The organism is Bifidobacterium sp. M0404 (genome assembly GCF_016101415.1).
GTDB lineage: Bacteria > Actinomycetota > Actinomycetes > Actinomycetales > Bifidobacteriaceae > Bombiscardovia > Bombiscardovia polysaccharolytica.
Genome location: NZ_JACFQP010000001.1, coordinates 665,413 through 689,209 on the forward strand (window position 1 = coordinate 665,413; position 23,797 = coordinate 689,209).

20 protein-coding genes and 1 tRNA gene are annotated in these 23,797 nt (G+C 59.9%); 2 read left to right on the plus strand and 19 right to left on the minus strand.

The window, feature by feature from the left end:
- Window positions 1–84: 84 nt before the first annotated feature.
- The 15 genes from lgt to H3T93_RS02825 form a co-directional block, all read right to left on the minus strand.
- Window positions 85–996, minus strand: coding sequence for a prolipoprotein diacylglyceryl transferase (gene lgt / locus H3T93_RS02755; RefSeq protein ID WP_144176998.1), 912 nt, complete (start codon window positions 994–996; stop codon window positions 85–87).
- 37 nt (window positions 997–1,033) lie between these two features.
- Window positions 1,034–1,915: a tryptophan synthase subunit alpha gene (gene trpA / locus H3T93_RS02760; RefSeq protein WP_144177583.1), complete on the minus strand. Its 882-nt coding sequence runs from the start codon at window positions 1,913–1,915 to the stop codon at window positions 1,034–1,036.
- Window positions 1,915–4,020, minus strand: a complete 2,106-nt coding sequence (gene trpB, locus H3T93_RS02765; RefSeq protein WP_144176996.1) for a tryptophan synthase subunit beta — start codon at window positions 4,018–4,020, stop codon at window positions 1,915–1,917. Before trpB ends, trpA begins: the two co-directional genes overlap by 1 nt.
- 43 nt (window positions 4,021–4,063) lie before the next feature.
- Window positions 4,064–4,498: a phosphoribosyl-AMP cyclohydrolase gene (gene hisI / locus H3T93_RS02770; RefSeq protein ID WP_046322851.1), complete on the minus strand. Its 435-nt coding sequence runs from the start codon at window positions 4,496–4,498 to the stop codon at window positions 4,064–4,066.
- 163 nt (window positions 4,499–4,661) lie between these two features.
- A complete protein-coding gene (hisF, locus tag H3T93_RS02775; RefSeq protein ID WP_144176995.1) occupies window positions 4,662–5,438 on the minus strand; it encodes an imidazole glycerol phosphate synthase subunit HisF in 777 nt (258 codons plus the stop codon).
- 114 nt (window positions 5,439–5,552) lie between these two features.
- Window positions 5,553–6,740 (minus strand): 23S rRNA (adenine(2503)-C(2))-methyltransferase RlmN, encoded by a 1,188-nt coding sequence (rlmN, locus tag H3T93_RS02780; RefSeq protein WP_411674989.1) that lies wholly within the window; start codon window positions 6,738–6,740, stop codon window positions 5,553–5,555.
- Between the two features lie 69 nt (window positions 6,741–6,809).
- Window positions 6,810–7,799 (minus strand): phosphatidate cytidylyltransferase, encoded by a 990-nt coding sequence (locus H3T93_RS02785; protein WP_144176993.1) that lies wholly within the window; start codon window positions 7,797–7,799, stop codon window positions 6,810–6,812.
- Window positions 7,800–7,823: 24 nt separating this feature from the next.
- A complete protein-coding gene (gene frr / locus H3T93_RS02790; protein WP_046322848.1) occupies window positions 7,824–8,378 on the minus strand; it encodes a ribosome recycling factor in 555 nt (184 codons plus the stop codon).
- Between the two features lie 115 nt (window positions 8,379–8,493).
- Window positions 8,494–9,249 (minus strand): UMP kinase, encoded by a 756-nt coding sequence (pyrH, locus tag H3T93_RS02795; RefSeq protein ID WP_110412760.1) that lies wholly within the window; start codon window positions 9,247–9,249, stop codon window positions 8,494–8,496.
- Window positions 9,250–9,478: 229 nt separating this feature from the next.
- Window positions 9,479–10,330, minus strand: coding sequence for a translation elongation factor Ts (tsf, locus tag H3T93_RS02800; protein WP_144176991.1), 852 nt, complete (start codon window positions 10,328–10,330; stop codon window positions 9,479–9,481).
- 50 nt (window positions 10,331–10,380) lie between these two features.
- Window positions 10,381–11,250: a 30S ribosomal protein S2 gene (gene rpsB, locus H3T93_RS02805; RefSeq protein ID WP_046323753.1), complete on the minus strand. Its 870-nt coding sequence runs from the start codon at window positions 11,248–11,250 to the stop codon at window positions 10,381–10,383.
- A gap of 225 nt (window positions 11,251–11,475) precedes the next feature.
- Window positions 11,476–11,958: a peptide deformylase gene (locus H3T93_RS02810; protein WP_144176989.1), complete on the minus strand. Its 483-nt coding sequence runs from the start codon at window positions 11,956–11,958 to the stop codon at window positions 11,476–11,478.
- Between the two features lie 2 nt (window positions 11,959–11,960).
- Window positions 11,961–13,943 (minus strand): AMP-dependent synthetase/ligase, encoded by a 1,983-nt coding sequence (locus H3T93_RS02815; RefSeq protein ID WP_144176988.1) that lies wholly within the window; start codon window positions 13,941–13,943, stop codon window positions 11,961–11,963.
- A gap of 38 nt (window positions 13,944–13,981) precedes the next feature.
- Window positions 13,982–14,536, minus strand: coding sequence for an Rv3235 family protein (locus H3T93_RS02820; RefSeq protein WP_144176987.1), 555 nt, complete (start codon window positions 14,534–14,536; stop codon window positions 13,982–13,984).
- A 150-nt stretch (window positions 14,537–14,686) separates the two neighbouring features.
- Window positions 14,687–15,811, minus strand: a complete 1,125-nt coding sequence (locus H3T93_RS02825) for a GuaB3 family IMP dehydrogenase-related protein (protein WP_046322843.1) — start codon at window positions 15,809–15,811, stop codon at window positions 14,687–14,689.
- Between the two features lie 163 nt (window positions 15,812–15,974).
- On the opposite strand from H3T93_RS02825, the gene H3T93_RS02830 reads away from it, so the two are divergent.
- Both H3T93_RS02830 and H3T93_RS02835 read left to right on the plus strand, forming a co-directional pair.
- Window positions 15,975–17,225 (plus strand): NADP-dependent isocitrate dehydrogenase, encoded by a 1,251-nt coding sequence (locus H3T93_RS02830; protein ID WP_144176985.1) that lies wholly within the window; start codon window positions 15,975–15,977, stop codon window positions 17,223–17,225.
- A gap of 233 nt (window positions 17,226–17,458) precedes the next feature.
- Entirely contained in the window at window positions 17,459–19,021 is a 1,563-nt protein-coding gene (locus tag H3T93_RS02835; RefSeq protein ID WP_186363918.1) for a hypothetical protein, read from the plus strand.
- Here the strand turns inward: H3T93_RS02835 and H3T93_RS02840 are convergent.
- The 4 genes from H3T93_RS02840 to H3T93_RS02855 form a co-directional block, all read right to left on the minus strand.
- Window positions 18,991–20,826 carry an AMP-dependent synthetase/ligase gene (locus H3T93_RS02840; protein ID WP_144176983.1) on the minus strand — a complete coding sequence of 612 codons (1,836 nt, stop codon included), beginning with the start codon at window positions 20,824–20,826 and terminating at the stop codon, window positions 18,991–18,993. The genes H3T93_RS02835 and H3T93_RS02840 overlap by 31 nt on opposite strands.
- Window positions 20,827–20,936: 110 nt before the next feature.
- Window positions 20,937–21,605 carry a M23 family metallopeptidase gene (locus tag H3T93_RS02845; protein WP_144176981.1) on the minus strand — a complete coding sequence of 223 codons (669 nt, stop codon included), beginning with the start codon at window positions 21,603–21,605 and terminating at the stop codon, window positions 20,937–20,939.
- 194 nt (window positions 21,606–21,799) lie between these two features.
- The gene (gene arfA, locus H3T93_RS02850) at window positions 21,800–23,335 is read right to left on the minus strand and encodes an arabinosylfuranosidase ArfA (RefSeq protein ID WP_144176979.1); all 1,536 of its coding nucleotides are present in this window, start codon (window positions 23,333–23,335) and stop codon (window positions 21,800–21,802) included.
- A gap of 371 nt (window positions 23,336–23,706) precedes the next feature.
- A tRNA-Asn gene (locus H3T93_RS02855) sits at window positions 23,707–23,779 on the minus strand.
- Between the last annotated feature and the right edge of the window lie 18 nt (window positions 23,780–23,797).

A 23,797-nucleotide genomic window follows, 5' to 3' on the forward strand; every position in this document is an offset into this window, starting at 1 on the left:
TATTCTATGTTGTACGGAAGACCGGCGGCACCGGTTTGTGGCTCAATTGCACAGGTCCCGACCTTCGGGCAACCGACCCCTGACCTACTTGCTCTGGCCCTCGGATTCCTGACGTACCTCAAGCTCGGTAATGGTCCTCAGCTTTTCGGACAGCAGGGAGGTCGGCTTGCCTTTGCGCGCTATGAGGACGAAGGCTGCAGCCGCCAGGAAGAAGACCGTCATGGACACCCAGACGTTGATCCTGACACCTAGAAATTCGTGGGCGAAGTCGATGCGAAGGGCCTCGATCCAGGTGCGCCCCAGGGTATACCACATGACATAGAGGGCGAAGAGGGAGCCGGCCTTGAGGATGTTCACGGCCTTGTGGCCGATCCAGACCAGGAGGGCCGCACCAATCAGGTTCCAGATCATCTCATACAGGAAAGTGGGCTGGAAGAGGGTGCCGGTCGGACAGGTGGCCCCGTCATAGCACTGTTCGCTGCTGCCGATGGCGGAACCTGCGGTGTCGATCTTCAGCCCCCAAGGCAGCGTGGTGGGAGCCCCGTAGAGCTCCTGGTTGAACCAGTTGCCCAGCCGCCCGATGGCCTGGGCCACCAGAAGGGCAGGAGCCACGCTGTCGGCCAGCAGGGCGGTCGGGTAATTCTTGTGACGGCACCAGGCCCATGCTGCCAGAGCTCCCAGGAAAACCGCACCCCAGATGCCCAAGCCTCCGCGCCAGATGCGCAGGATGTCAGCCGGGTTGCCATCAGCTCCGAAGTAGCGTTCGGGGGTGGTGATGACGTGATAGAGCCTTGCGCCAACGATGCCGGCTGGAACCGCGCAGATGGCGATGTCCAGAATCTGGTCAGTCCGGCCACCCTCCTTCTTCCAGCGTCTGGTCGTGATCCAAGCAGCCACGATGATGGCCAGGAGCATGGTCAGGGCATAGAACCGGATGGTGACCGGTCCCAGATGGAAGCTGGATATTCCCGGCGATGGAATGTAGGCAAGCGTCATAAAGCCCCAATCTAGCCCCTGGGCCTTACAGCCCCACTCATTTCCTGGCCTGGGAGATGCCCCAGCGCAGGTCGGAGCAAATCTCAGCCAGGGCCTCAAGAGCCTTTCTGCGGTCTTTCCGCGGTCTGCCCTCGTCATCCAGAAGACAGTGGACCAGGGCCGATCCGACGATTACCCCGTCCGCATAGGCGCCAACCTGAGAGGCCTGCTGGGCGGTCGAAACCCCGATGCCCACGCACACATAAGGAGCGCCCGCATGTCTGACTCTTGCCACCAGGTTCTGGGCCGAATTGGACATGCTGGTTCGTTCGCCGGTCACTCCCATTCGTGAGGTCGCATAGACGAATCCTCTGGCGGCTCGAGAGGTGATCTGCAGACGTGCATCAGTGGAGTCGGGCGAGACCAGATAGACCCGGTCAAGCCCATAGCGGTCAGACTGCTCTATCCATTCCCCAGATTCGTCGACAATCAGATCCGGGGTGACAAGCCCGGACCCGCCAGCCTCGGCCATGCGCTGGGCAAAGTCCGCTACGCCATGATGCAGAATCAGATTCCAATAGCTCATGACCAGAGCCCTTGCACCGTCCGCCTGGACCTGGCGAACCGCATCGAAGACACCCTCGACCTTAACGCCATTATCGATGGCGCACTTGCTGGCCGCTTGGATTACTGGGCCATCCATGACCGGGTCGCTATAGGGCAGTCCGATCTCAACGATGTCGACACCGCTTTTCACCATGACCCGCATGGCCTCCAAGGATGTTGGCACGTCGGGGAATCCGTAGGGGAAGTAGCCGATAAAGGCAGGCCTGCCCTGCTGCCGGAGGGCCTGCAAAGTGGATGCCACCGGGCTGGTCGTGCGGCTAAACCCTTTGGGCTGGGCGGGGGCTTTTTGCCATTGCCATATCTGGTTGACCATCATCGGGCCTCCTCTTCCGCTTGATCACTCTTGCCGTGCCCGGCCTGGGCTTCCAGCGCACTGGCCTCCTGCTCGGACAGGTAGCCGAACCATCTGCCCGCAGTGGCCACATCCTTGTCGCCTCGGCCCGAGATGTTGATCAGGATGACAGGATTCCTGATTCCTTTGCGCAAAAGGTCGGTGGCCGCCTTGCTGGCTCCGGCCAAGGCGTGCGAAGACTCCAGGGCGGGAATGATGCCTTCGGTCCGGCAGAGATCGCTGAAAGCCTGCATGGCCTCTTTGTCGGTTGCGTAGTCATACTTGACCCGGCCTATGTCGTGCAACCAGGCATGCTCAGGTCCCACCGAAGCGTAGTCCAGGCCGGCGGAAATCGAGTAGGTGTCCATGGTCTGGCCTTGGTCATCCTCCAAAAGATAGGACTTGGTCCCCTGGAAGACGCCGATCTGGCCTGTCCCTGGCGACAGGCGGATGGCGTGCTCGCCTGACTTGGGCCCGTTTCCACCAGCCTCGTAAGCGTATAGGGAGACTCGGGGATCATCCAGGAAAGTGTTCATGATGCCGATGGCGTTGGAGCCTCCGCCGACGCAGGCCACAACTCCATCAGGATGGTCGATGCCGTACGCAGACAGCTGGGCGGAGGCTTCTTCGCCGATGATCTTCTGAAAGTCCCTGACGATGGTCGGGAAGGGATGGGGGCCTGCTACCGTGCCCAGCAGGTAGTGAGTGGACTCCACGTTGGTCACCCAATCGCGCAGGGCCTCGTTGATGGCATCCTTGAGAATCCTGGTCCCGGTGGTCACCTCGACGACTTCGGCTCCCAGCATTCGCATCCTGGCCACGTTCAGGGCCTGTCTGCGGGCGTCGACCTGCCCCATGTAGATTCGGCACTTGAAGCCCAGGAGGGCGCAGACTGTAGCCGTGGCCACGCCGTGCTGCCCAGCGCCGGTCTCGGCGATAACGCGGGTCTTGCCCATGCGCTTGACCAGGAGCCCTTGACCCAGGGCGTTGTTGATCTTGTGGGCGCCCGTATGGTTCAAATCCTCCCGTTTCAGAAAGACCCTGACCTGGCCGCCGACCCGATCGCTGATCAGCTTGGCGAACCGAGGCGCAGGTGTCAGGGCTGAGGGACGCCCCACATAGACCCGGTTGAGCCTGTTCAGCTCCTCACGGAAGGCCGGATCGGCCTTGGCCTCCTTGTAGACACGCTCCAGTTCATCAAGGGCGCCAACCAGGGCCTCAGGTACATAACGACCGCCATAGGGGCCGAAATAGGGACCGTCATGGGTAGAGAGGGGCCTGGCCTCGGCAGCCTTGAATCGATGACCAGCCTGAACCAGCAAGCGAACCGTCCCCTCCTGGTCCTGGGAGGTGACCAGACCTTCTCCTATCAGGACTGCATCAGCCCCGGCCCGGGCGTACCGCTCCAGCTCGACCGTCCCGAACACTCCGGACTCAGCCACCTTGACCACGTCCTTGGGCAGGTTGGAAGCTAGACGGGCATACTGGTCAACGTCAACGCTCAAGTCCTTCAGGTTGCGGGCGTTGATGCCAATCACCTTGGCACCGGCCGCAATGGCACGCTCGATTTCCTGACGATCATGCGTCTCGACCAGGGCGGTCATGCCCAGACTCCCGGCCAGGTCGAGCAGGTGCTTGAGGCGGGTGTCATCCAAGGCCGCCACAATCAGCAGGATCATATCGGCCCCATTGGCTCTGGACTCCCAGACCTGGTAGTCGGAGACGATGAAGTTCTTGTTGAGCACGGGAATGCCCACTGCCTGCCTGACCTGTCGCAAATCTTCCAAGGACCCCAGGAAGCGTCTGCCCTCAGTCAGGACAGATATGGCTGAGGCGCCTCCGTTGGCATACTGTCGGGCCAGGGCAGCAGGATTTTTGATGTCGGCAAGATACCCCTTGGAGGGCGAGGCGCGCTTAATCTCTGCGATAATCGGAATGCCGACGCTCTCCCTGAGCAGTCGGGCGGCATCCAGAGGTTTGCGCTTCATGCTCCTGACCTGTTGCTTGAGGCTTTCCAAGGGAATCTTCTGTACCCGGCCCCTAGCATCCTCCACGGCGCCGGCCACCAGTTCATCCAAGACGGTCATAGAGCCCTTCCCTCCAGTTTCCTGTGTGTTCCCTGCAACAACCTTAGCGTCTTTCTGCACTGGATGGCCCTTCCTGACTCTGCATTTCCGCCTGAGTGCGATTGCCTTGCACTACCGGAAGCGGTCCGCCGGCTTCGAAGCACGACCTGGTCCCGGTATGGCAGGCCGCCCCTACCTGGTCCACCTCCACAAGAAGCGCGTCCCCGTCGCAGTCAATGCTGACTCCCTTAACATACTGGACATGCCCGGAGGTGTCCCCTTTCCGCCAGTATTCCTGCCTAGAGCGGGACCAGAATGTGACTCTTCCTGTTGTCAGGGTCCGTCTAAGGGCCTCCTCGTCCATGTAACCTACCATGAGCACCTGGCGACTGTCATACTGCTGGACCACTGCAGCCACGAGTCCCTTGGCGTCCTTCTTGAGCCTGGCCGCTATGCTCGGATCCAAACGTTCTTCCTGATCCTTCGAAGACTGTGACATTGATTCTCATTCTCCTTGATTCAGCTAATTAATTCGGCTAGTTTGTCCGACATAACCTTGGCGGTTGATTGTTCATGGTATGGGTATGGTTTCCCGATGGCTGCCAACAAGGCCTGCAAAAGCCATGCACCATGTGGTGCCAAAATTTTTCTGCGGGATTGGTTCAGGCCTGCCATCGAACCGGATACCCGGCCGCATGGAGCGCCTGCTTGACGTCCTTGATGGACACCTGGCCAAAATGGAAGACGGAAGCCGCCAGGACCGCATCAGCCCCAGCCCTGACCGCAGGAGGAAAATCGGCAGCCTTGCCTGCCCCGCCGCTGGCGATGAGCGGAAGAGATACTGCCTTGCGCACGTCGGCGATCATTTCCAGATCGAAACCTTGACGGGTGCCGTCCGCATCCATGGAATTGAGAAGAACCTCGCCGGCTCCGAGTTCTTGAGCCTGCTTGACCCAGTCAACGGCATCGATGCCAGTGGACTGGTGGCCGCCCATGGTGGTCACTTCATATCCCGAGGTAATACCCTGTGCATTAGATCGGCGGGCATCGACCGAGAGCACCAGAACCTGGCGACCAAACCGCTGGGCGATGTCGCCGATGACCTGCGGGTTGGCGATAGCTGCTGTATTAATGCCGACCTTGTCAGCCCCGGACCGCAGGAGGGTGTCGACATCCTGCGGGGTGCGCACGCCTCCGCCGACAGTCAGCGGAATGAAAATCTGGTCGGCAGTGCTTTTGACCAGGTCCACCATGGTGGCTCGCCCGCTGCCCGAAGCAGTCACATCCAGAAAGGTCAGCTCGTCGGCTCCCTGTTGGTAGTAGGTGGAAGCCAGTTCGACCGGATCACCCGCATCGCGCAGATTCTTAAAGTGGACGCCTTTGACCACACGGCCCTGGTCGACATCAAGGCAGGGAATGACACGAACCGCTACCGTCATGTGACCTGCCTTCCTGCCTGAACCAAATTGTTTGAATCAAAACTTTAGCTTCTGCTGTGTCTGAAGACTACCGCATGTCCACACTATGGCATGACCACAATGCAAACCGCTGAATCAGGCCTGAAGCTTGACGGCCTTGGCTGCCAGCTGTCCGCAGGCGCCGTCGATGTCCGATCCGCGGGTGTCCCTCATGGTTGCAGTAATGCCGGCCTTGTGAAGGATATCCAGGAAGCGCTGCTCATCCTCAGGCTTGGAGGCCGTCCAACGAGACCCCTCAATCGGATTCAGAGGTATGGGATTGACGTGCACCCAGTCGTCCCCATAGTGGTTGAGGCGCTTGGCAAGAAGACGGGCATGCTCGACCTGGTCGTTGATGCCTCGCATTAGGGCATACTCGATGCTGACCCGTCTGCCGCTGGCCAGGTAGTAGTCGTGAGCTGCATCCAGAACCTGGGTCGTGTTGAAGCGCCTGTTCATGGGCACCAGCTCGTCGCGCAACTTGTCGCTGGGGGCATGGAGGGAGACGGCTAGACAGACCGGAATTCCCTCTCTCGTCAGCTTGCGGATGCCGGGAACCACGCCCACCGTGGACACAGTGATGTTCCTGGCCGAGATGCCGAATCCCTTGGGCGGCAGGGCACTGATCTGCCTGACTGCGGACAGGACAGCCCGGTAGTTGCCCATGGGCTCGCCCATCCCCATGAAGACGATATTACTCAGGCGTCCCGGGCCCCCGGCAACCTGTCCGGACCTCATCATGTGGGAGGCAGCCCTGACCTGTTCCAGAATCTCGCCAGTCGACATGTTCCGAGTCAACCCAAGCTGACCGGTGGCGCAGAAGGGGCAGCCCATGCCGCAGCCGACCTGGCTGGAGATACAGAGGGTGGCCCTGGAGGGATATCGCATGAGCACGGACTCGATTCTGGACCCGTCGAAAAGCTCCCAGAGGGTCTTGATGGTCGTCCCCTGATCGGCTTTCTGGACGGTGACTGGGGTGATCAATTCAGGGAAAAAGCGGCGAGCGGCCTCTTGACGACTGGCCGCAGGGAAATCCGTGAAGTCACCCGGATTGATGGACAGATGACTGAAGTAATGGTTGGCCAGCTGAGAGACACGGAATTTCGGCAGGCCCAGTTGAGCGCAGACCTCCTGACGCTCCTGCTGGTCCATGTCCGTAAAGTGGCGCGGCGGCTTGCCTCGACGTGCATGGTCGGCCGCCAGAACGTCCCTGAAGGCACCATCTTTGCCTCCGGGGGTGATGCCGGTTTCAGGCTCGGCACCGGTCATGTCGACATCTGTCATACCTCTACCTCATCCTGTATCAGCTACTCAACCGCCAAAACTATGAAAAACACGTACAGTCAATTCCGATCACAGACCAGTGATCAAAAGGACCAGTGTGATGAATGGTGCGGACATGAGGATGGAATCCACCCTGTCCAGCACTCCGCCGTGGCCCTTGAGCAGGTGGCCCATGTCCTTGATCCCCAGGTCGCGTTTGATCAAAGATGCACTCAAGTCGCCCAAAGTGCCAGTGGCTCCGACCATGATGCCCATGAGCAGGGCGACCCACCAGATCCGCCCCCAATCCGCCATAGGATAGGTGGCCGCAAAGATGACCAGAGCGCCGACCAGACAGCAGAGCATGGAGCCTGCGAGACCCTCCAGGGACTTGCCGGGAGAGATGCGGGGCGCAATCTTGTGCTTGCCGAAAAGCGAACCGAAAAGAAGTCCGCCGATATCGCTTAGGGCAGGCAGGAAAATCACCATGAAGGCATGCGCGGCAGGATGCCCGCCGAAGGTAGTGGGCAAGGTTATCAGACAGGCCAGGAGGGTGATGTAGACAACAGTCAAAAGAGTGACGCCCACATTGGCAAGGCTGCTTAACTGGCTCTCCCCTTTTGCAGCACCGTAGGAGGCATCGGCCATAGTCTGTGCATCCTTGCCCGACAGCTTGGCATTCACCGCCTTGAGCAGACGGCCACCCAGGCGATGATTGCGAGTGGCCGCAAGAGCCCCGATCAAGGCAGTGACCAGAACACCAGCGGTCATGACCACGACGTGGTCCGGCGCGTAGAACGAGGCCAGCATGGTGGCCGCCGAGCAGATCCAGAGCTCTATCACCGGTATATGCAGACCTGCCGTGGCAAAGTCCACCCTGAGCTCCCAGAGCCCCAGGGTCATGAAAATCACAATCAGATAGATGAATGCGTCGATTCGCACAAGGATGCAGGCCAGGATGATGACGACCAGAAGCGCGCCAGTGGCCACCGCCTGCGGCATGTTGCGCCCGGTCCGCTTGTTCAGGGTTTCGACGGCATCCTGACCTGTCTTCTCGGCGGAGCTTTCCTTGGTACTCATGAACAGTGGATCCTCCCAGGCGAATCAGACCTCGAGGATTTCCTTCTCCTTCGCATCCAGGAGCTGGTCGATCATGTCGTTCTTCTGCTTGGTGACGGTCTCCAGCTCCTTCTGCAGCCGGTTGCCCTCATCCTCGCCCAGGTCGCCATCCTTGACCTTGCCCTCCAGCTCTTCCTTGACCTTGCGTCGGATGTTGCGGACAGCCACCTTACCCTCCTCGGCCTTGTTCTTGGCCAGCTTGACATAGTCCCGGCGACGCTCCTCGGTCAGCTCGGGCATGGTGACCCTGATGACGTTGCCGTCACGGCTGGGGTTGACGCCCAGGTCCGAGTCGCGGATGGCCTTCTCGACTGCGCCTGCTTGGGAGGGGTCGAAGGGGGTAACGGCCAGGGTGCGGGGTTCCGGGACGCCAATGGATGCCAGCGACTTGATAGGCGTAGGTGTGCCGTAATACTCCACCATGATGTCGTTGAGGAAGGAGGGGTTGGCACGCCCGGTCCTAATTCCCGAGAAGTTCTCCTTGGTCGCCTCGATGCTCTTGTCCATCTGCCTTCCGGCCTGGTCCACCACTGTGGTCATGATCTGCTCCTTGCTGTATGGACCATCCGCCTGTGCGCGCGAGGTCCGTTATTCTTATACTCTACGGCCATGAGGCCATAGGGGCCAAGCGGCGCGGGTGTGTGCCCGCAACCGGTCACAGGGTACGATCAGGACCGCCGTGGACCAAGGTTCCCAGGCGCTGGCCTTTAAGCGCCCCGGTCACGTTGCCTTCACCCTCCAGTCCGAAGACGCGGATGGGCATGTCATTGTCCCGGGCCATGGACAGCGCTGCCGCGTCCATGACGGCCAGGTTGTCCACCAGGGCCCGCTGGTAGCTCAGATTGGTAAACATGCGCGCAGAAGCCTGCTTGTGCGGATCAGCCGTATACACACCGTCCACACCGTTCTTGCCCATGAGGACCTCGACGCAATGTATCTCCAAGGCCCGCTGTATGGAGACCGTGTCGGTTGAGAAGTAAGGCATGCCGGATCCGGCGCCGAAGATGACCACGCGTCCCTTCTCCAGGTGGCGGATGGCCTTGAGCGGAATGTAGGGCTCGGCCACCTGGCCCATGGTGATGGCTGTCTGCACTCTGGTGGCCTGACCATCCTGCTCCAGGAAGTCCTGCAGGGCCAGGCAGTTCATGACCGTGCCCAGCATGCCCATGTAGTCGCCGCGCGAACGTTCGATTCCGGCCTGACTGAGCTCGGCTCCGCGGAAGAAGTTGCCACCGCCCACCACGATGGCCACCTGAACGCCGCCCTGCACCGCCTGGACGATCTCCTTGGCCACCCGCTTGACCACCTGCACGTCGATGCCGACCTCGCCTCCCCCGAAGGCCTCTCCGGAGAGCTTGAGCAGCACACGACGAGGCGATGCTTGGTTTTGCGCTGAATCGGATCCGGTCATAAAAGCCCTTTCTCCAGACATGATGACGGGCGGTATACGCCGCTAACAGGGTATCCGTGCTGGGCGACAACCCCTCTTGAGCAGACCGAGGGAATAGGCCCTGGGAACTGACTTAGGACAAAAGAAGGGGAGCAGCTACGAAAGCCACTCCCCTGCCATCAATGCCGGACGTCTGCCAGTCCCTTAGACAAGATCAAGCAGACGACACAAAACATTGCTAAACTACTTACTACTCCTCGTCGCCCTTGCCGACCTCGAGACGGGCGAAGGCCAGAGCCTTGCCGCCTGCCTGCTTGAAGAGGTCACCAATGGTCTTGGATGCGTCCTTGACGTACTGCTGCTCCAGCAGAACGGTCTCCTTGAAGAAGGCGTTCAGACGCCCCTCTACGATCTTGGGAATGATTTTCTCGGGCTTGCCTTCGGCCTGGGACTTCTCAGTGGCCACGCGACGCTCGGACTCCACCACATCGGCGGGCACATCTTCGCGGCTGAGCCACTTGGGGCTCATGGCGGAGATCTGGAGGGCCACCTCATGGGCGACCTGGGCGCCGGCCTCATCAGTGGCGATCATGGCCACGATGGATGGGGGCATCTCCACAGACTTGCGATGGGCGTAAATCTCTACACGGGGACCTTCAACCCGGGCCACCTGGCCGACCTTGACGTGCTCATGGAAGAGAGCACCAGCTTCCTCCACGGTCTCCTTGACGGTGCCTGACTTGGATGGAGCGGCATCGACCTGCTCGGCGTTGGAGGCATCAGCCTTGGCCACGTCATCGATGACCTCCTGGCCAAACTCGATGAACTGAGGGGTCTTGGCCACGAAATCAGTCTCGGAGTTGAGCTCGACGGCGTAGCCGATCTGACCCTGTCCGCCCTCGATGACGGTGGAGGCGATCAGGCCCTCCTGAGCCTTGCGGCCCTCACGGGCGCCTGCGGCCTGGATGCCGGTGGCGCGGATGATCTCCTTGGCGCGGGCCATGTCGCCCTCGGCCTCGGTTAGGGCCTTCTTGACGTCCATCATGCCGGCGCCGGTCTGGTCACGCAACTCCTTGATCAGTGCAGCGGTGATTTTTGCCATAAAACTCTCCTATCTGGTCTTTCCTGAATGCATCATCTAGACGCCAAAGTTCAGGCGGCCTGATCGGCAGCGGGGGTCTCCTGCTGCTGTTGCGCGGGCTGCTCGGCCTGGGGAGCCTGTGCGGTCTCCTGGGCCTGCTCCTGCGGCTGTCCATCCTTGTTCTCCAGCAGATTCTTCTCCCACTCGGCCATGGGCTGGTCAGAGGCCTCCTCGGTCTTGGCGGCCTTGCCAGAGCGCTCCAGCAGACCGTCAGCCACGGCATCGGCCATCAGCCGAGTCAGCAGCTCAACGCCGCGAATAGCATCGTCGTTGGCCGGAATAGGGTAGGTGACAAGCTCAGGATCCGTATTGGTGTCCACCAGGGCCACGACCGGGATGCCCAGCTTGTTAGCCTCGGAGACCGCCAGGGCCTCCTTGTTGATGTCGACCACGAACAGGGCCGAAGGGGTGCGGCTCATATTGCGGATGCCGCCCAGCTGACGCTCCAGCTTGTCCTTCTCGCGCCGCAGGAGCAGGAGCTCCTTCTTGGTCAGTCCCGAGCCATGCACGTCGTCGAAGTCCATCTCCTCCAGCTCCTTCAAGCGGCCGACCCGCTTGGTCACGGTCTGGAAGTTGGTCAGCATGCCGCCCAGCCAGCGCTCGGAGACGTAGGGCATGTTCACCCGGGTGGCTTGAGCCTTGATGGCCTCCTGGGCCTGCTTCTTGGTCCCCACGAAGAGCACGGTGCCGTTGTGGGCCACGGTCTGCTTGATGAAGTCATAGGCTTGGTCGATCAGACCGAGCGACTTGAAGAGATTGATAATGTGGATGCCGTTGCGCTCCATCAGGATGTACTGCTTCATCTTGGGGTTCCAACGACGGGTCTGGTGTCCGAAGTGGACACCGGCCTTCAGCATTTCGCTCATGGTGATCTGTGCCATGTCCGTACCTTTCATTGTCGGTTATTGCCTGGCCATGTGCACCTGCATGCAACTCCGAGGAGCCGACCGACACAGGACGTCGCGGACATGGCGCGAATTTACGGCGTGTGTTTGGGAATACTCTTGGCGCGCCTGCCCACCCGTGACAGCGGACCTGCGCAATGACACACCAAGTTACTATAATACCCGAGGCCAATGACCTCGGGCACCGTGTTCGCCCTCTGCCTACCTGGCTGATCTCAGCTGCTGCATGGCCTTGCGGCGGACATCGCTCTCCAGCCGATCCACATAGACATGGCCGTCTAGGTGATCGCACTCATGCTGGATCATCCGACCCATGATGCCATGGCCTTCGAGAGTCACTGTCTTGCCGTCCAGATCGATGCCGTGGGCTCGTGCGTAGTCGGCCCGTCTGGTCGGATACCAAAGGTTTGGAAGGGACAGGCATCCCTCCTCGCCATACTGCTCGCCCGAGGTCTTGTCGATGACCGGATTGATGATGTAGCCCACCTTGCCGCCAATATTATACGAGAAGACTCGCAGGCCCACGCCGATCTGATTAGCCGATAGGCCCGCCCTGCCCGGATCGTCGACGGTGTCCACCAGGTCACGCACCAGACTGCGCACAGCCGGGGTGACGCTGGTCACAGGATCGCATGGGGTACGCAAAACCGGATCGGGAACCACTCTGATTGTACGAATCGCCACTGCTACTCCTCGTCATCCCGGCCGTCGTGGCCGTCCTTCTCATCCTCCGGGGCCGCTTCCTCCTCCTGGCGACCATCACGCTTGCGTCCGGTCATGCTGGCCAGGGAGTCACTCATAGTGGTCCGTGCCCTGCTGACGATGTCGTTTTCCTTGGCAGCGGATTTGGCTGGCGTCCTAGGCGCATAGAGGACCTTGTCCACAAGTTCGGCATACTGGCGGAGCACCTCGGGGCGCACAACCTTCAGACTGGGGGTCAGGGTACCGTCCTCCTGGCTGAAGTCCTTGTCCAGCACCAGGAACTTCCGCACCGACTCGGCCCGCGAGACGTTGCAGTTGGCCTTGTCCACATACTGCTGGATGAAGGCATGGATCGCATCGTTATGGCTGGCCTGCTCCATGCTCATGTCAGCGTCCAGACCCTGGGAGGTCAGCCACGATTTCAGCATGCCGACATCCAAAGTAACCAGGGCGCCCACGAAGGGTCTGCCGTCGCCCACGACCACGGCTTGAGAGACTATCGGACAGGTGCTGATCACATCCTCCAAAGGTGCCGGGCTCACGTTCTTGCCGCCGGCTGTGATGATAACGTCCTTCTTTCGGCCGGTGATGAAGACGAAGCCCTGGTCGTCGATCTGGGCTAGATCGCCGGTATGCAGCCAGCCGTCCTTATCAAGCACGGTGGAATCCAGCTCGGGCTGGTGGTAGTAGCCCATAAAGACGCTGGGGCCCTTGACCAAAAGCTCATCGTCGTCGCTCAGCCTGACCGTGATGCCCGAGCCAGGTCGACCGACCGAACCAACTTCGTTGGCATCCTCGAAGTTGACAATGCAGGGGGCCGCCGTCTCGGTCATTCCGTATCCCTGAATGAAGGTGATCCCGTCGATTCCGTTGAAGAAGTGGGCCAGGTCGGCGTTCATGGGTGCGCCGCCGCAAGCCAGATAGCTCAGGTTGGAACCCAGGGCGGACTCAATTGTGTTGCCGACGGTTTTGGTGTAGAAGGCGTGAGCCAGGCGGGTCAGCGGCGAGTGGCCGCGCCCCTCCTGCTCGTCCTTTGACCACTTGATGAAGTGCCTGGTGGCCTTGGCAAAGACCTTGCCGGCCAAACCTGTGCCGGCCTTCTGCGAGGCGGCATTGTAGACCTTCTCGAAGACTCGGGGCACGCCCAACAGATAGGTGGGCCGGAAGGTGCGCAGGTCAGTCAGCAGGTGCTTGGCGTTGGAAACGTATCCGACCACGCCCTGAGCGCCGATGGCCACGTACTGGATGTAGCGGGCGAAGCAGTGGGCCAGGGGCAGGAAAAGCATCAGGCGGGAGGGGGCTGCCAGCATGTGGTAGAGCACATCCCAGCCGACGAAAACGATGTGGACGAAGTTCCGGTTGGAAAGCATAGCGCCTTTGGGCTCACCGGTGGAGCCCGAAGTGTAGACGATGGTGGCCAAATCGTCGGCCTTGACCTGGGCGATGGCTTGATCCAGGCGCTCGTCGTCAATCCCCTGGCCGAATTCGCTGACTGCATTCAGGCCCCCTGCCTCGAAATTGAAGACATACTTGAGCTTGGGCGATGACCCCCGAACCTGCTCAAGGATCTGCGCATGCTCCGAATCGCCGGCAAAGGCCAGAACGCAGTCCACGTCCTGAACGATCTTCTGGGCCTGGCTGGGCGAGTCGGTCTCATAAATGGGCACAGAGACCGCCCCGATGGCCGCGCAAGCGAAGTCCGTGACCCCCCAGTCATAGCTGGTCGAGGCGTAGATGACTACGGTGCTGCCTTTTTCCACACCCAGGGCCATCATGCCCTTGGCCACGGCACGAACCCGCGCGGACATCTGCCCGGCCTTGACATCGTGCCAGTTTCTGGTCATGGGATCCTGCCACTGGGCAACCAGCTCCTCAGGATCGCGAGCGGTGCGTTTTGCCAGGAGCGAATAGATGGTGTCCTTGTCCGTCGTCGGGTGTTGAAGCTCGACCGTATATTCACGCAACATACCCACCATCATATGGGTCAACCCGCCAAAGCCGCCGCCTAGCCCATGTCGAAGCGTACACAGACCCAGCGCGAACCGCTCCTTGCAACAATCATGTTGGCAAGCACAGTGCGCTCGCCGACCAGGAATCCGATAGTGGTTTCGTATCGGTCACGGTCCACGCGGTAGATCTCAACCAGTTTAGGAATCAGCGGCAAGTATGTCATTCTGGCATGATCTGCAGTACGAACCATGCTCAGATGCCGATCATTCAGCAACCGGGCCAGTAGGGCCAGCCGTTCCATGCATACGCGGTTGAGCACGCGCTCCAGGCTCTTCATCGGCAGACGGCCCCTTAGCACATCGAAAACCCTGGAAGCCAGTGCGCACAGGTTGACGAGAATTCGCTTGAGACCCCCTGGCAGACCCTCATTCTCAGCAACATCTTCCGGCCGAACGAAATTGACTGTTCGCACTGTCAGATTGATGTCGCCGAGTCCGAGCGGCACCTGTGTACAGGTGGACGGCCACCAGCTGTCGAACTCCTGTCCTTCTGGATCCTCGATTGCCTGATCACTATCCCAGGCCGGTGCCAGATCCATATACTCCGTCATACTTCTCTCCTTGCACTTCGGCGTGCTTGATCCCCCTCCGCGCACCGGGCAACTGACGCAACGACAGCGATTACGTTCAGAACAGGAATGCGCAGAGGGATTGTAAATGTAAGTGTTGTGAATAAATAGGCTGTGGATGTCTTCTTCTGCTTAGCTGCGTGGAGCAGGAGTCACTGCCACACGGCACTTTTGGAAGTTCTTGACATCCACGTAGCCGGTGGAAGCCATGGCTCGCCGCAGAGCCCCGATGAAATTCAGACTGCCATCGGTGCGATCGCTGGGTCCAAAAAGTATGCGCTCCAGGCTCCCCACCTGGCCGACCTGGACCCTGCGACCCCTTGGCAGCTCAGGATGATGGGCCTCGGCCCCCCAATGCATGCCCTGGCCGGGAGCATCGGTAGCCTTAGCCAGAGGCGTGCCCAGCATGACCGCGTCGGCCCCCATGGCCAAGGCCTTGACAAAGGACCCCGATGTGCCCGTCTCACCGTCGGCGATGACCTGAACGTAGCGTCCGCCGGACTCATCCAGGTAGTCGCGACGCGCCTCAGCCACATCCGAGATGGCCGTAGCCATGGGGGCCTGAATGCCGATGGTGGCGGAGTCAGTTGAGGAGGCTCCCCCGCCGAACCCGACAAGAACCCCAGCGGCACCCGTGCGCATCAGATGCAGAGCCGCCTGGTAGGTGGCGGCCCCGCCAACGATGACCGGAACGTCCAGGTCGTAGATGAATTTCTTCAAATCCAAGGGCTCATGGCTGGTAGAGACATGCTCGGCCGAGACCGCCGTCCCACGGATCACGAAGAGGTCCACGCCCGCATCAACCACCGTAGTGTAGAACTCCTGCGTGCGCTGAGGGGACAGAGCCCCGGCCACTGTGACTCCGGCCTTGCGAATCTCCTGCAGACGGCGGGTAATCAGCTCTGCCTTGACCGGCTCCCGGTAGACCTCCTGAATGACCCCAGTCGCCTGCTCCGACGAGGCATGGGCTATCCTGTCCAGCTGCGGACGCGGATCTTCATATCGGGTCCACAATCCTTCCAGGTCAAGCACACCCAATCCACCTAACCGACCCAGGGCAATTGCCGTCTCGGGGCTGGTCGCCGAATCCATAGGCGCCCCCAGCAAAGGCAGGTCGAACTCGTAGGCATCCACCTGCCAAGCCGTGGAGACATCCTGTGGATCCCTAGTCCTCCTTGAAGGGAGTATGGAAACATCATCGAGCGTGTAGGCGACTGTAGCCTTCTTGCCGAGACCAATTTCGATTTCCTGTGTCATGTCTGTCAGCCTAGCGCCTCATGATGACGCTCCGGCGTGCTACGAACGGGTTACGAGCAGGGGAACAGAGATTAACAAACTTGGGATAGAACTGTTCGCGAGCGCAATTGCGGCATCGGGAGCAGGATCCGGCCCCCGACCCGCCGACCGATAGGAGGCCGCCATGGACAAGATCGCCGTGAAGGGACGCATCGTCGAGCTCGACGGTGACGAGATGACCCGGGTCATCTGGAAAATGATCAAGGAACGGCTGATTCTGCCCTATCTGGACGTGGACCTGGACTATTACGACCTGGGCATTCGCAACAGGGATGCCACCGACGACGAGGTTACCGTGCAGGCGGCTCAGGCCATTCAACGCGAGCATGTGGGAGTCAAATGCGCCACCATTACCCCGGACGAGGCCCGCGTAAAGGAATTCGGTCTTAAGCGCATGTGGAAGTCGCCCAACGGCACCATCCGCAACATCCTTGGTGGAACCATCTTCCGCGAGCCCATCGTCATCGACAATATTCCCCGGCTGGTCCCCGGATGGACCAAACCCATTGTGGTGGCCCGCCATGCCTTCGGCGACCAGTACCAGGCGACTGATTTCACCGTTCCCGGGCCGGGAAAGCTAAGCGTCGTGTTCACTCCTGATGACGGGAGCGACCCGGTGACCAGACAGGTGACCATCTACCCGGGTCCGGGCGTGGCCCAGGTGCAGTTCAACCTTGATGATTCCATCCGTGACTTCGCACGTTCCTGCTTCAACTATGCCCTGCAAAGGCGCTATCCGGTCTACCTGAGCACCAAGAACACCATCCTCAAGGCCTATGACGGTCGGTTCAAGGATATTTTCGCCCAGGTCTACGAGCAGGAATACCAGAGTCGGTTCGAGGAAGAGGGACTGACCTATCAGCATCGGCTGATCGACGACATGGTGGCCTCCTCGCTCAAGTGGCCGGGAGGATACGTCTGGGCCTGCAAGAATTACGACGGTGATGTCCAGTCTGATGCAATAGCTCAAGGGTTCGGGTCTCTTGGCCTTATGACCTCCATGCTGATGACGGCCGACGGGCAAACTGTAGAAGCCGAGGCTGCCCATGGGACCGTGACCAGGCATTACCGGCGATGGCTCAAGGGCGAAACCACCTCTACCAACCCGATCGCCTCCATTTTTGCCTGGACCGGCGGACTCAAGCAACGGGCTCGGCTGGATGATACGCCCAAGGTAGCTTGGTTTGCGCGAACTCTGGAAACTGTGGTTATCGAGACCGTGCGCTCCGGCCGCATGACCAAGGACCTGGCCAGCCTGGTCGGTCCTGATCAGCCCTGGCTGGACACCGAGGGCTTCATGGATGCCCTGGACCATGCCCTTGCCGAACGTATGGCTTCAGCTACGACAGAGGCCGGGGACAGCAAGGCGGACTAACACATCATCACACAGAGCATCATCTCCTAGCTATTGCAAACGGTTAATCTGTTCGGATCGGTCTTGACCGTCTGCCCATTGGCGAGAACCTCGTCACAAAAGCAAGGAGGCTCCATACGCTCCTGCCCGAGAGCCATACAATGGTTGCTCGGGACCCGGCCAGAGTCGGGCTCTGTCAGGATGAAGGAGCGAATGTGAAGAAGACCGGCTTTGCACGGCATTTGTCCGGCTTGATGACCCTGCTGGCATGCCTGGTCATGGTCGCATCAGCAAGTGCCTGCGGTCCGGCCATAAGCGGGGGGAGACAATCCCCGACCGCCCCGCAGAGCCAGGCGACCTCCACGGCAACTGCCGAAGTACCCGGTCGGGTGGCCATTTTCACTCCCTCTGACGGCATCACCCTCTCCCAGCACACACCCATCAACAAATGGGCCGCCCTGGTTCCAGAGCTCAAGTCGGCACTGACCAAGGAACATCTTTCCAGCAAGCGCATCGACGCATACACCAGCGGGAATCTGGAGGATCAAAGCAAAGAACTGCAGGATTACGTGGTCAACCGTCTTTCGGAGCGCAAGGCCGAAAAGACCTCAGAGCCGACCACATTGGTGGTGGCGCCCATGACCTCGCCAGACTCCATCACCCGCCAGTATGGCGACTATATCAGCAAGTCACTGGATGTTGATGCCAAAGACAAGGCGAGTTCACGTCTGGTCTCGTCTCTGCGTCTGGCTGCTGGAGCGGGCATGCATGTGGTGCTGATGGCCAACCAAGTACCGGGCATTCAGCCGGATCTATTCGTACAGTTGTCTGACGCACGGGCCATTGGTCAGATGCAGGCGGAGAAGCTGGCCAGCAAGCTGGAGCTGGACAAGGCCAGCAAGGACAACCCCTGCCGCATCGAGATCCTGCTGCCGAACCGTCCTGCCGATGCATCCTCTGATGCATCCTCTGCTGACACGGGTGCTGAAGCCAACCAGGCTGAACAGGACCAGCAAGAGGATCAGAATTCCTTCCCCGCCCAGGCCTTCGCCGGAATCTGGCAGGTGCTAGGTCCATATTTCAAGGATGGAAAGGCCGACAGTCCCTCGGGACGCCTGCAGGCCGACAGTACCGAACGGGACTGGCAGGCTGTCGCCTTCGATCCAGGCAAGGATGCCTCGGCTACAGGCAAAGAGCTGGCAACCCGTCTATCCATGAACGACGACGCCAAATCCCATACCGAGGTAGACGGCATTCTGGCCATGAACGACTTCATCGTTTCCGGAGTGGTCTCTGAGCTCAGGGATTTAGGATATCGAGGTTCGTCGGCGGACGTCAACCCGGAAATTTCCATATCCGGCATCGTGGGATCCATGGCCGGCCGTCAGGATCTGCACCGTCAGCGCGTGCCCAAACCCGCCCAGAGCCCTGCAAGCCAGAATTCGTCGGGGTCGCAAACGGATTCTTCGCAGAACACGGGCAAGACCCAAGAATCCACGTCCTCCGACGACCACACCGCCTGGCCCATCATCAGTGGGTATGGCGCCTATGCGGACAACATCCCCCAAATCGTGGATGGACAGCAGTGGATGACCGGGCTGGAAGACAGACTGGGGCTTGCGGGTGATATTGCCAAGGCCTGCGTCAACCTCAACAGCCAGGGGAAGGTGCCAGCCATGGATACGATTCAGACCGTCAATCAGGATGGCAAACAGTTACACCGTCTGTCAAGACCTTTGGTTGCGGTTTCGGCATCCAACCTCAAGGCGACGCTGATCGACACCGGCTACATCAAACCTGCCGATGCTGGTCTTTGAGCATAGATCTCCTGCTCGATCCGATCCTCATACCGCTTGAGAACCTCCTGACGGCGGGGCTTGTATGATGCGGTGAGCAGACCGTTTTCACGAGTGAAGTCCTGGTCCAGAATCAGATAGCGGCGGATGCCCTCGGCCCGGGATACCTGAGCATTGGCCGCGTCCACTGCACGGTCGACCTCGGTGCGGATAATGGGGTTCTCCCCAGCCGTAGCGGCCTCTTTCAGGGGCTCAGCGCCCTGGTCCCGCAACCAGCGGTCGACCTCCTCGGAATTGAGGGTGATCAAGGCCGAGACGAATGGCCTGCGGTCTCCGATGACCATACAGTGGCTGATAATGGGCGAACGTTCAACAGCCGTCTCCAGCAGCGCCGGCGAGATGTTCTTGCCACCAGCAGTAATGATGATTTCCTTGCGCCGGCCAGTCAGCCGAACGAACCCGTCCTCGTCCAGACTTCCCAGATCGCCGGTCAGCAACCAGCCGTCGCGAATCTGCCTGGTGGTGATTTCTGGATGGTTGTGGTAGCCCATGCAGACATCGGGGCCCTTGACACAGAGCTGGCCCTCCTGGTCGATGCCCACGGTGATGCCGGGCATGGGCAAGCCGATGGTGCCCAGCCGGTAGCCCTTGGTAGGGTTGACCGTCACCGGACCCATGGTCTCGGTCATGCCGTAGCCCTCGAGGAGGGGCAGACCTATGCCGTTGAAGAAGTCCGCGATGTCCCTGTCCAGGGGTGCCCCGCCCGAAATGGCATACTTGACCCGGCCGCCCAAGGCCTCGAGGATGGGATCGTAGACGGTGCCCGTGTACATGAGGTGCTTGGTCTTCAACGACATGGGAACGCGGGTGCCGTTCTGTTGGTGACGGGACCACTGCCTGGCCACCCCTGCAGCATCCAGGAAAATCCTGCCCCTAGCGCCTGTGCCGGCCCGCTGGGATGCGGCGTTGTAGATCTTCTCGAAGATTCGCGGCACAGCCAGGATGAAGGTGGGCTTGAAAGTCTGCGTGTCCTGCAGCAGATTGCGGATGGACCCGGTGAGCCCCAGGGTGAGATCCGTGGCGATGGCGAAGAACTGCAGGCAGCGGGCAAAGGCGTGGGCCAGAGGCAGACAGAGTAGAAGCCGCCTGCCCTCGCCCAAGCAGATGTCAGGAACCGCCTGAGCACCCGAACGAACGGTGAAGACGATGTTGCTGTGACTGATCTCTATGCCCTTGGGCTTGCCCGTGGAGCCTGAAGTGTAGACGATAGTGGCCAGGTCGGAGCCTCGCACCGAGTCGGCCCGGGATTGGAAGTCTGCCTGGTCCACCGCCCGTCCGTAGGCGGTCATGGTGGTCAGCGCCCCCCTTGTTATCACATACAGATCGTTCAGATAGGCACACTGGGAACGAACCGCGTCCACCCGGGCCCTCATGTCGTCATCCTCCAGAAAGGCCAAGCCCACGTGGGAGTCGTTGAAGATACGGCGGATCTGATCGGGCGAGTCTGTCTCGTAGACCGGCACCGTAACCGCTCCGATGGACAGGATAGCCATGTCCAGGGCAGTCCACTCCCATCGGGTGTGCGAGACGATGGCCACCGAATCCCCCCGACCTATCCCTCGTGCCATAAGCCCCTTGGCCAGCCCGACCACACGATCCCGGAACTCACGGGCCGTGATGGTGTTCCACTCACGTCCGCTTCGGTATTCAATCAAAGGATCGTCCCCCAGGCGCACCACCCTGTCTTCAAGCAGGGAGAAGACGCTGGCATCGGCATCTATGGGCTCCTCAAGCGGACGCGTGAATTCTTGCTGAATGTTCTGCATGACCACTCCCTGCTGAAACGGCGTTATGCTTAACGATTCTAACCGCTCCCCCGGGCCAGCGATATACCCGGTCTGCAGACGCGCGCGTCATCTGAACGACTGTGGCACTGCTATAAGGGTTTAAGACGAATCCTATGATTTCCGACTTTAGCGCCGGGATTCAAATAGCGGCCTTGACCGTCTTTGAGACCCCAGTGCAGACAATCCTGAGCACAGTGGTCCGAGACCCCCTCTACTTTCCCCCAGACCGTGCCGGCCTGAAGCCGGGTTCCCGTCGGCAAAGAGCTCTGCGCAGGCTCGTAGGTGGAGACCAGATTGCCGTGACGAATGGAGACCACGTCCTTGCCTGCTACGGAACCTGCAAAGGCGATGACACCGTCTGCCGGAGTCCTGATGCGCCTGCCCTGCTGCGCTGCCAGGTCAATCCCACGATGACCGCTCAGCCAGGGATGATCCGGCGGATCAAAGGGACGAATAATAACCTGCGATGCGGCATTATCTCCAGTCAGGGGTTCAAGGGGCCACAGCCAGCCCCGGCGGCAGGCTGCAGTCGATGATGTAACTCGACCGTTCTGCGCCGGAATTGCAGCCGAAGGTAGGGTCGGCGCAGGCTGAGCCATGACAGTTGCCGTGGGTCCTGCGGCCGACAGGACCAGTGCCAGCATCAGCACCAGCAGAGTCCTGGGGAACCAAGGAGGCCGACAGCCGGAAGGCATAATGGGCATCCGGCCGGTAATCCGTTTGATGCCCTTGTTCTTATGGTCACGCGCACAGGCCATAGGTGCACCTTCCCTCCGTCATCGTGGACGCCCGATTGAGCGTCCACCATCAGGATGGATTCGATGCCAAGGCCGCGTGAACCGGAAAAAGGCATGTGGTCGAATATCCAGTCGTCCACATCCAGATGGACCGTAAAGGCACCATACCCGAAAACCCTGAAAGGGTTGCCAGCCCAGATGCCTTTATCGGCCTTTTAAGCCAAATGAATGACCGTCCAAGAGATGGGAGGCAGCTGAAGATTCAAGGCATCCTCATCCATCTTGATGTCTTTCCGGGCATGCATGACGACCCGTTCCTGGTCTTCAAGAGTGTTGCGTGCCGAGGGGTCGTCCTCATGCAGAGTGCTGACTGTGGCTTGTCTGCGTCGATCCTGTTCAGGCAAGGCGATTTTGAAATCAACAGAACTGTCAGGGCTGCGGTTGACCACAAAAACGTTTAGTGAACCATCGGCACCTCTGACGGCCACTGAATCGGTCATGGGCACCTGACCATAGCGCGAAGTCTCATAGGTGTCGCCGCTTTGCAGACTCTTGAGCACGTTGCCGCCTCGTGCATAACGAGCTGTCAGGGCGAAGGGGTAGAAAATGGTCTGCCGCCAAGCAGGACCGCCGGGCTCAGTCATGATGGGGGCAATGACGTTGACCAGCTGGGCCAGGCTGGCTGCATGAACGACATCGGCATGCCTGAGCAGGGTAATCAGCAAGTCGCCCACCACCACGGCATCTGCTGCCGAATAGACATCCTCCAAAAGCGGTGCGCCTAGAGGCCAATTGCCGATGCCTTCGGGCGATCTGCTGGCCTGAGCCTCCTGGTACCATACATTCCACTCGTCAAAGGAGATGAAAACCTGATGATCGCTGCCCAGCCGGGCACGCGAGGCGGCGATGATGGCCGCCACATCGGTGATGAAACTGTCCATGTCCACGCCGGAAGCCAGAAAGCTGGCCATGTCTCCATCCTTGGGTGCGTAATAGGCATGGCATGAGAGGAAGTTCACATTTTCAAAGCAGCGCTCCAGGACTGTACGCTCCCAGAGGCCGAAAGTGGGCATGGTGTGCGAGGAAGACCCGCATACAACCAGATCCAAGTCCGGGTCGATCATCCGCATGGCCACAGCCGTCCGGTTGGCCAGATCAGCGTATTCCTGTGCACTCTTGTGGCCAATCTGCCAGTCGCCATCCATCTCGTTGCCCAGACACCACATCTTGATGCCAAAGGGACGATCATGGCCGTTGGCCCGCCGCCGTTCGGACAGCTCGGTGCCCGATGGCACATTGCTGTATTCGAGCAGGTCCAGGGCTTCCTGCATGCCCCTGGTACCCAGGTTGACGGCCTCCATAAGCTCGTTGCCGCCCAGCTTGTCCAACCAGTCGCTCATCTCGTGCAGTCCGAATTCGTTGCTTTCGCCGGAGTGCCAGGCCAGATCGAGACGGCGAGGACGGCTTTCGCGCGGTCCCACGCCATCCTCCCAGCGATAGCCCGAAACAAAGTTGCCACCTGGGTATCGGATGGTTGTTACGCCTAATTCCTTCACAAGATCCATGACGTCGCGGCGGAAGCCCTGCTCGTCTGCTGTCGGATGCCCCGGTTCATAGATACCCGAGTAAATGCCCCGACCCAGGTGCTCCACGAAAGATCCGAAGAGGCGATCGTCAATGGGTGTAGACTCCTGCTCCTCATCCACCTTGAACTGTGCCCCGCTCCTGTGATTTTGCTGCCCTTGCGTCACTGTCTGGCTCCTTCGTTCTGACTTTATCGTCAATGATTCTCGTCCATCTCCAAAACTATGGATCATCTGAATAGTACAACGTTGTTAATTCGGCCAGGCACCCGTCTGTCGCCTCATGCATTACCGAAAAGGCGCCCTCCGGGTGCCAAACGAAAGGCTACATAGTCATTCATCTGTCATGAGAGAAGCGAATCTCCAAAATAAACTGGCAGCATCAAACCCTGGATCAGGAGACTCCAACAGCAATTCAATAGACTGATCGTCCCGATACTCGTGTTGACAACAACTAAGACCATTGGGGATAACAGGATTGCATGTGTCTGAAAAATCGCACAATATAAAGAAACCGCCGGAAGACCGGCGGTTGAGAGCTCCCGCAGCTGGGCTTGAACCAGCGACATTTCGATTAACAGTCGAACGCTCTGCCAACTGAGCTATGCGGGAATGTCCCGTTCAACTCTT

Coding starts and splice junctions, on each gene's coding strand:
- lgt (WP_144176998.1), bottom strand. CDS start 996: ATGACGCTTGCCTACATTCCATCGCCGGGAATATCCAGCTTCCATCTG.
- trpA (WP_144177583.1), bottom strand. CDS start 1,915: ATGGTCAACCAGATATGGCAATGGCAAAAAGCCCCCGCCCAGCCCAAA.
- trpB (WP_144176996.1), bottom strand. CDS start 4,020: ATGACCGTCTTGGATGAACTGGTGGCCGGCGCCGTGGAGGATGCTAGG.
- hisI (WP_046322851.1), bottom strand. CDS start 4,498: ATGTCACAGTCTTCGAAGGATCAGGAAGAACGTTTGGATCCGAGCATA.
- hisF (WP_144176995.1), bottom strand. CDS start 5,438: ATGACGGTAGCGGTTCGTGTCATTCCCTGCCTTGATGTCGACCAGGGC.
- rlmN (WP_411674989.1), bottom strand. CDS start 6,740: ATGACAGATGTCGACATGACCGGTGCCGAGCCTGAAACCGGCATCACC.
- H3T93_RS02785 (WP_144176993.1), bottom strand. CDS start 7,799: ATGAGTACCAAGGAAAGCTCCGCCGAGAAGACAGGTCAGGATGCCGTC.
- frr (WP_046322848.1), bottom strand. CDS start 8,378: ATGACCACAGTGGTGGACCAGGCCGGAAGGCAGATGGACAAGAGCATC.
- pyrH (WP_110412760.1), bottom strand. CDS start 9,249: ATGACCGGATCCGATTCAGCGCAAAACCAAGCATCGCCTCGTCGTGTG.
- tsf (WP_144176991.1), bottom strand. CDS start 10,330: ATGGCAAAAATCACCGCTGCACTGATCAAGGAGTTGCGTGACCAGACC.
- rpsB (WP_046323753.1), bottom strand. CDS start 11,250: ATGGCACAGATCACCATGAGCGAAATGCTGAAGGCCGGTGTCCACTTC.
- H3T93_RS02815 (WP_144176988.1), bottom strand. CDS start 13,943: ATGTTGCGTGAATATACGGTCGAGCTTCAACACCCGACGACGGACAAG.
- H3T93_RS02820 (WP_144176987.1), bottom strand. CDS start 14,536: ATGACGGAGTATATGGATCTGGCACCGGCCTGGGATAGTGATCAGGCA.
- H3T93_RS02825 (WP_046322843.1), bottom strand. CDS start 15,811: ATGACACAGGAAATCGAAATTGGTCTCGGCAAGAAGGCTACAGTCGCC.
- H3T93_RS02830 (WP_144176985.1), top strand. CDS start 15,975: ATGGACAAGATCGCCGTGAAGGGACGCATCGTCGAGCTCGACGGTGAC.
- H3T93_RS02835 (WP_186363918.1), top strand. CDS start 17,459: ATGACCCTGCTGGCATGCCTGGTCATGGTCGCATCAGCAAGTGCCTGC.
- H3T93_RS02840 (WP_144176983.1), bottom strand. CDS start 20,826: ATGCAGAACATTCAGCAAGAATTCACGCGTCCGCTTGAGGAGCCCATA.
- H3T93_RS02845 (WP_144176981.1), bottom strand. CDS start 21,605: ATGGCCTGTGCGCGTGACCATAAGAACAAGGGCATCAAACGGATTACC.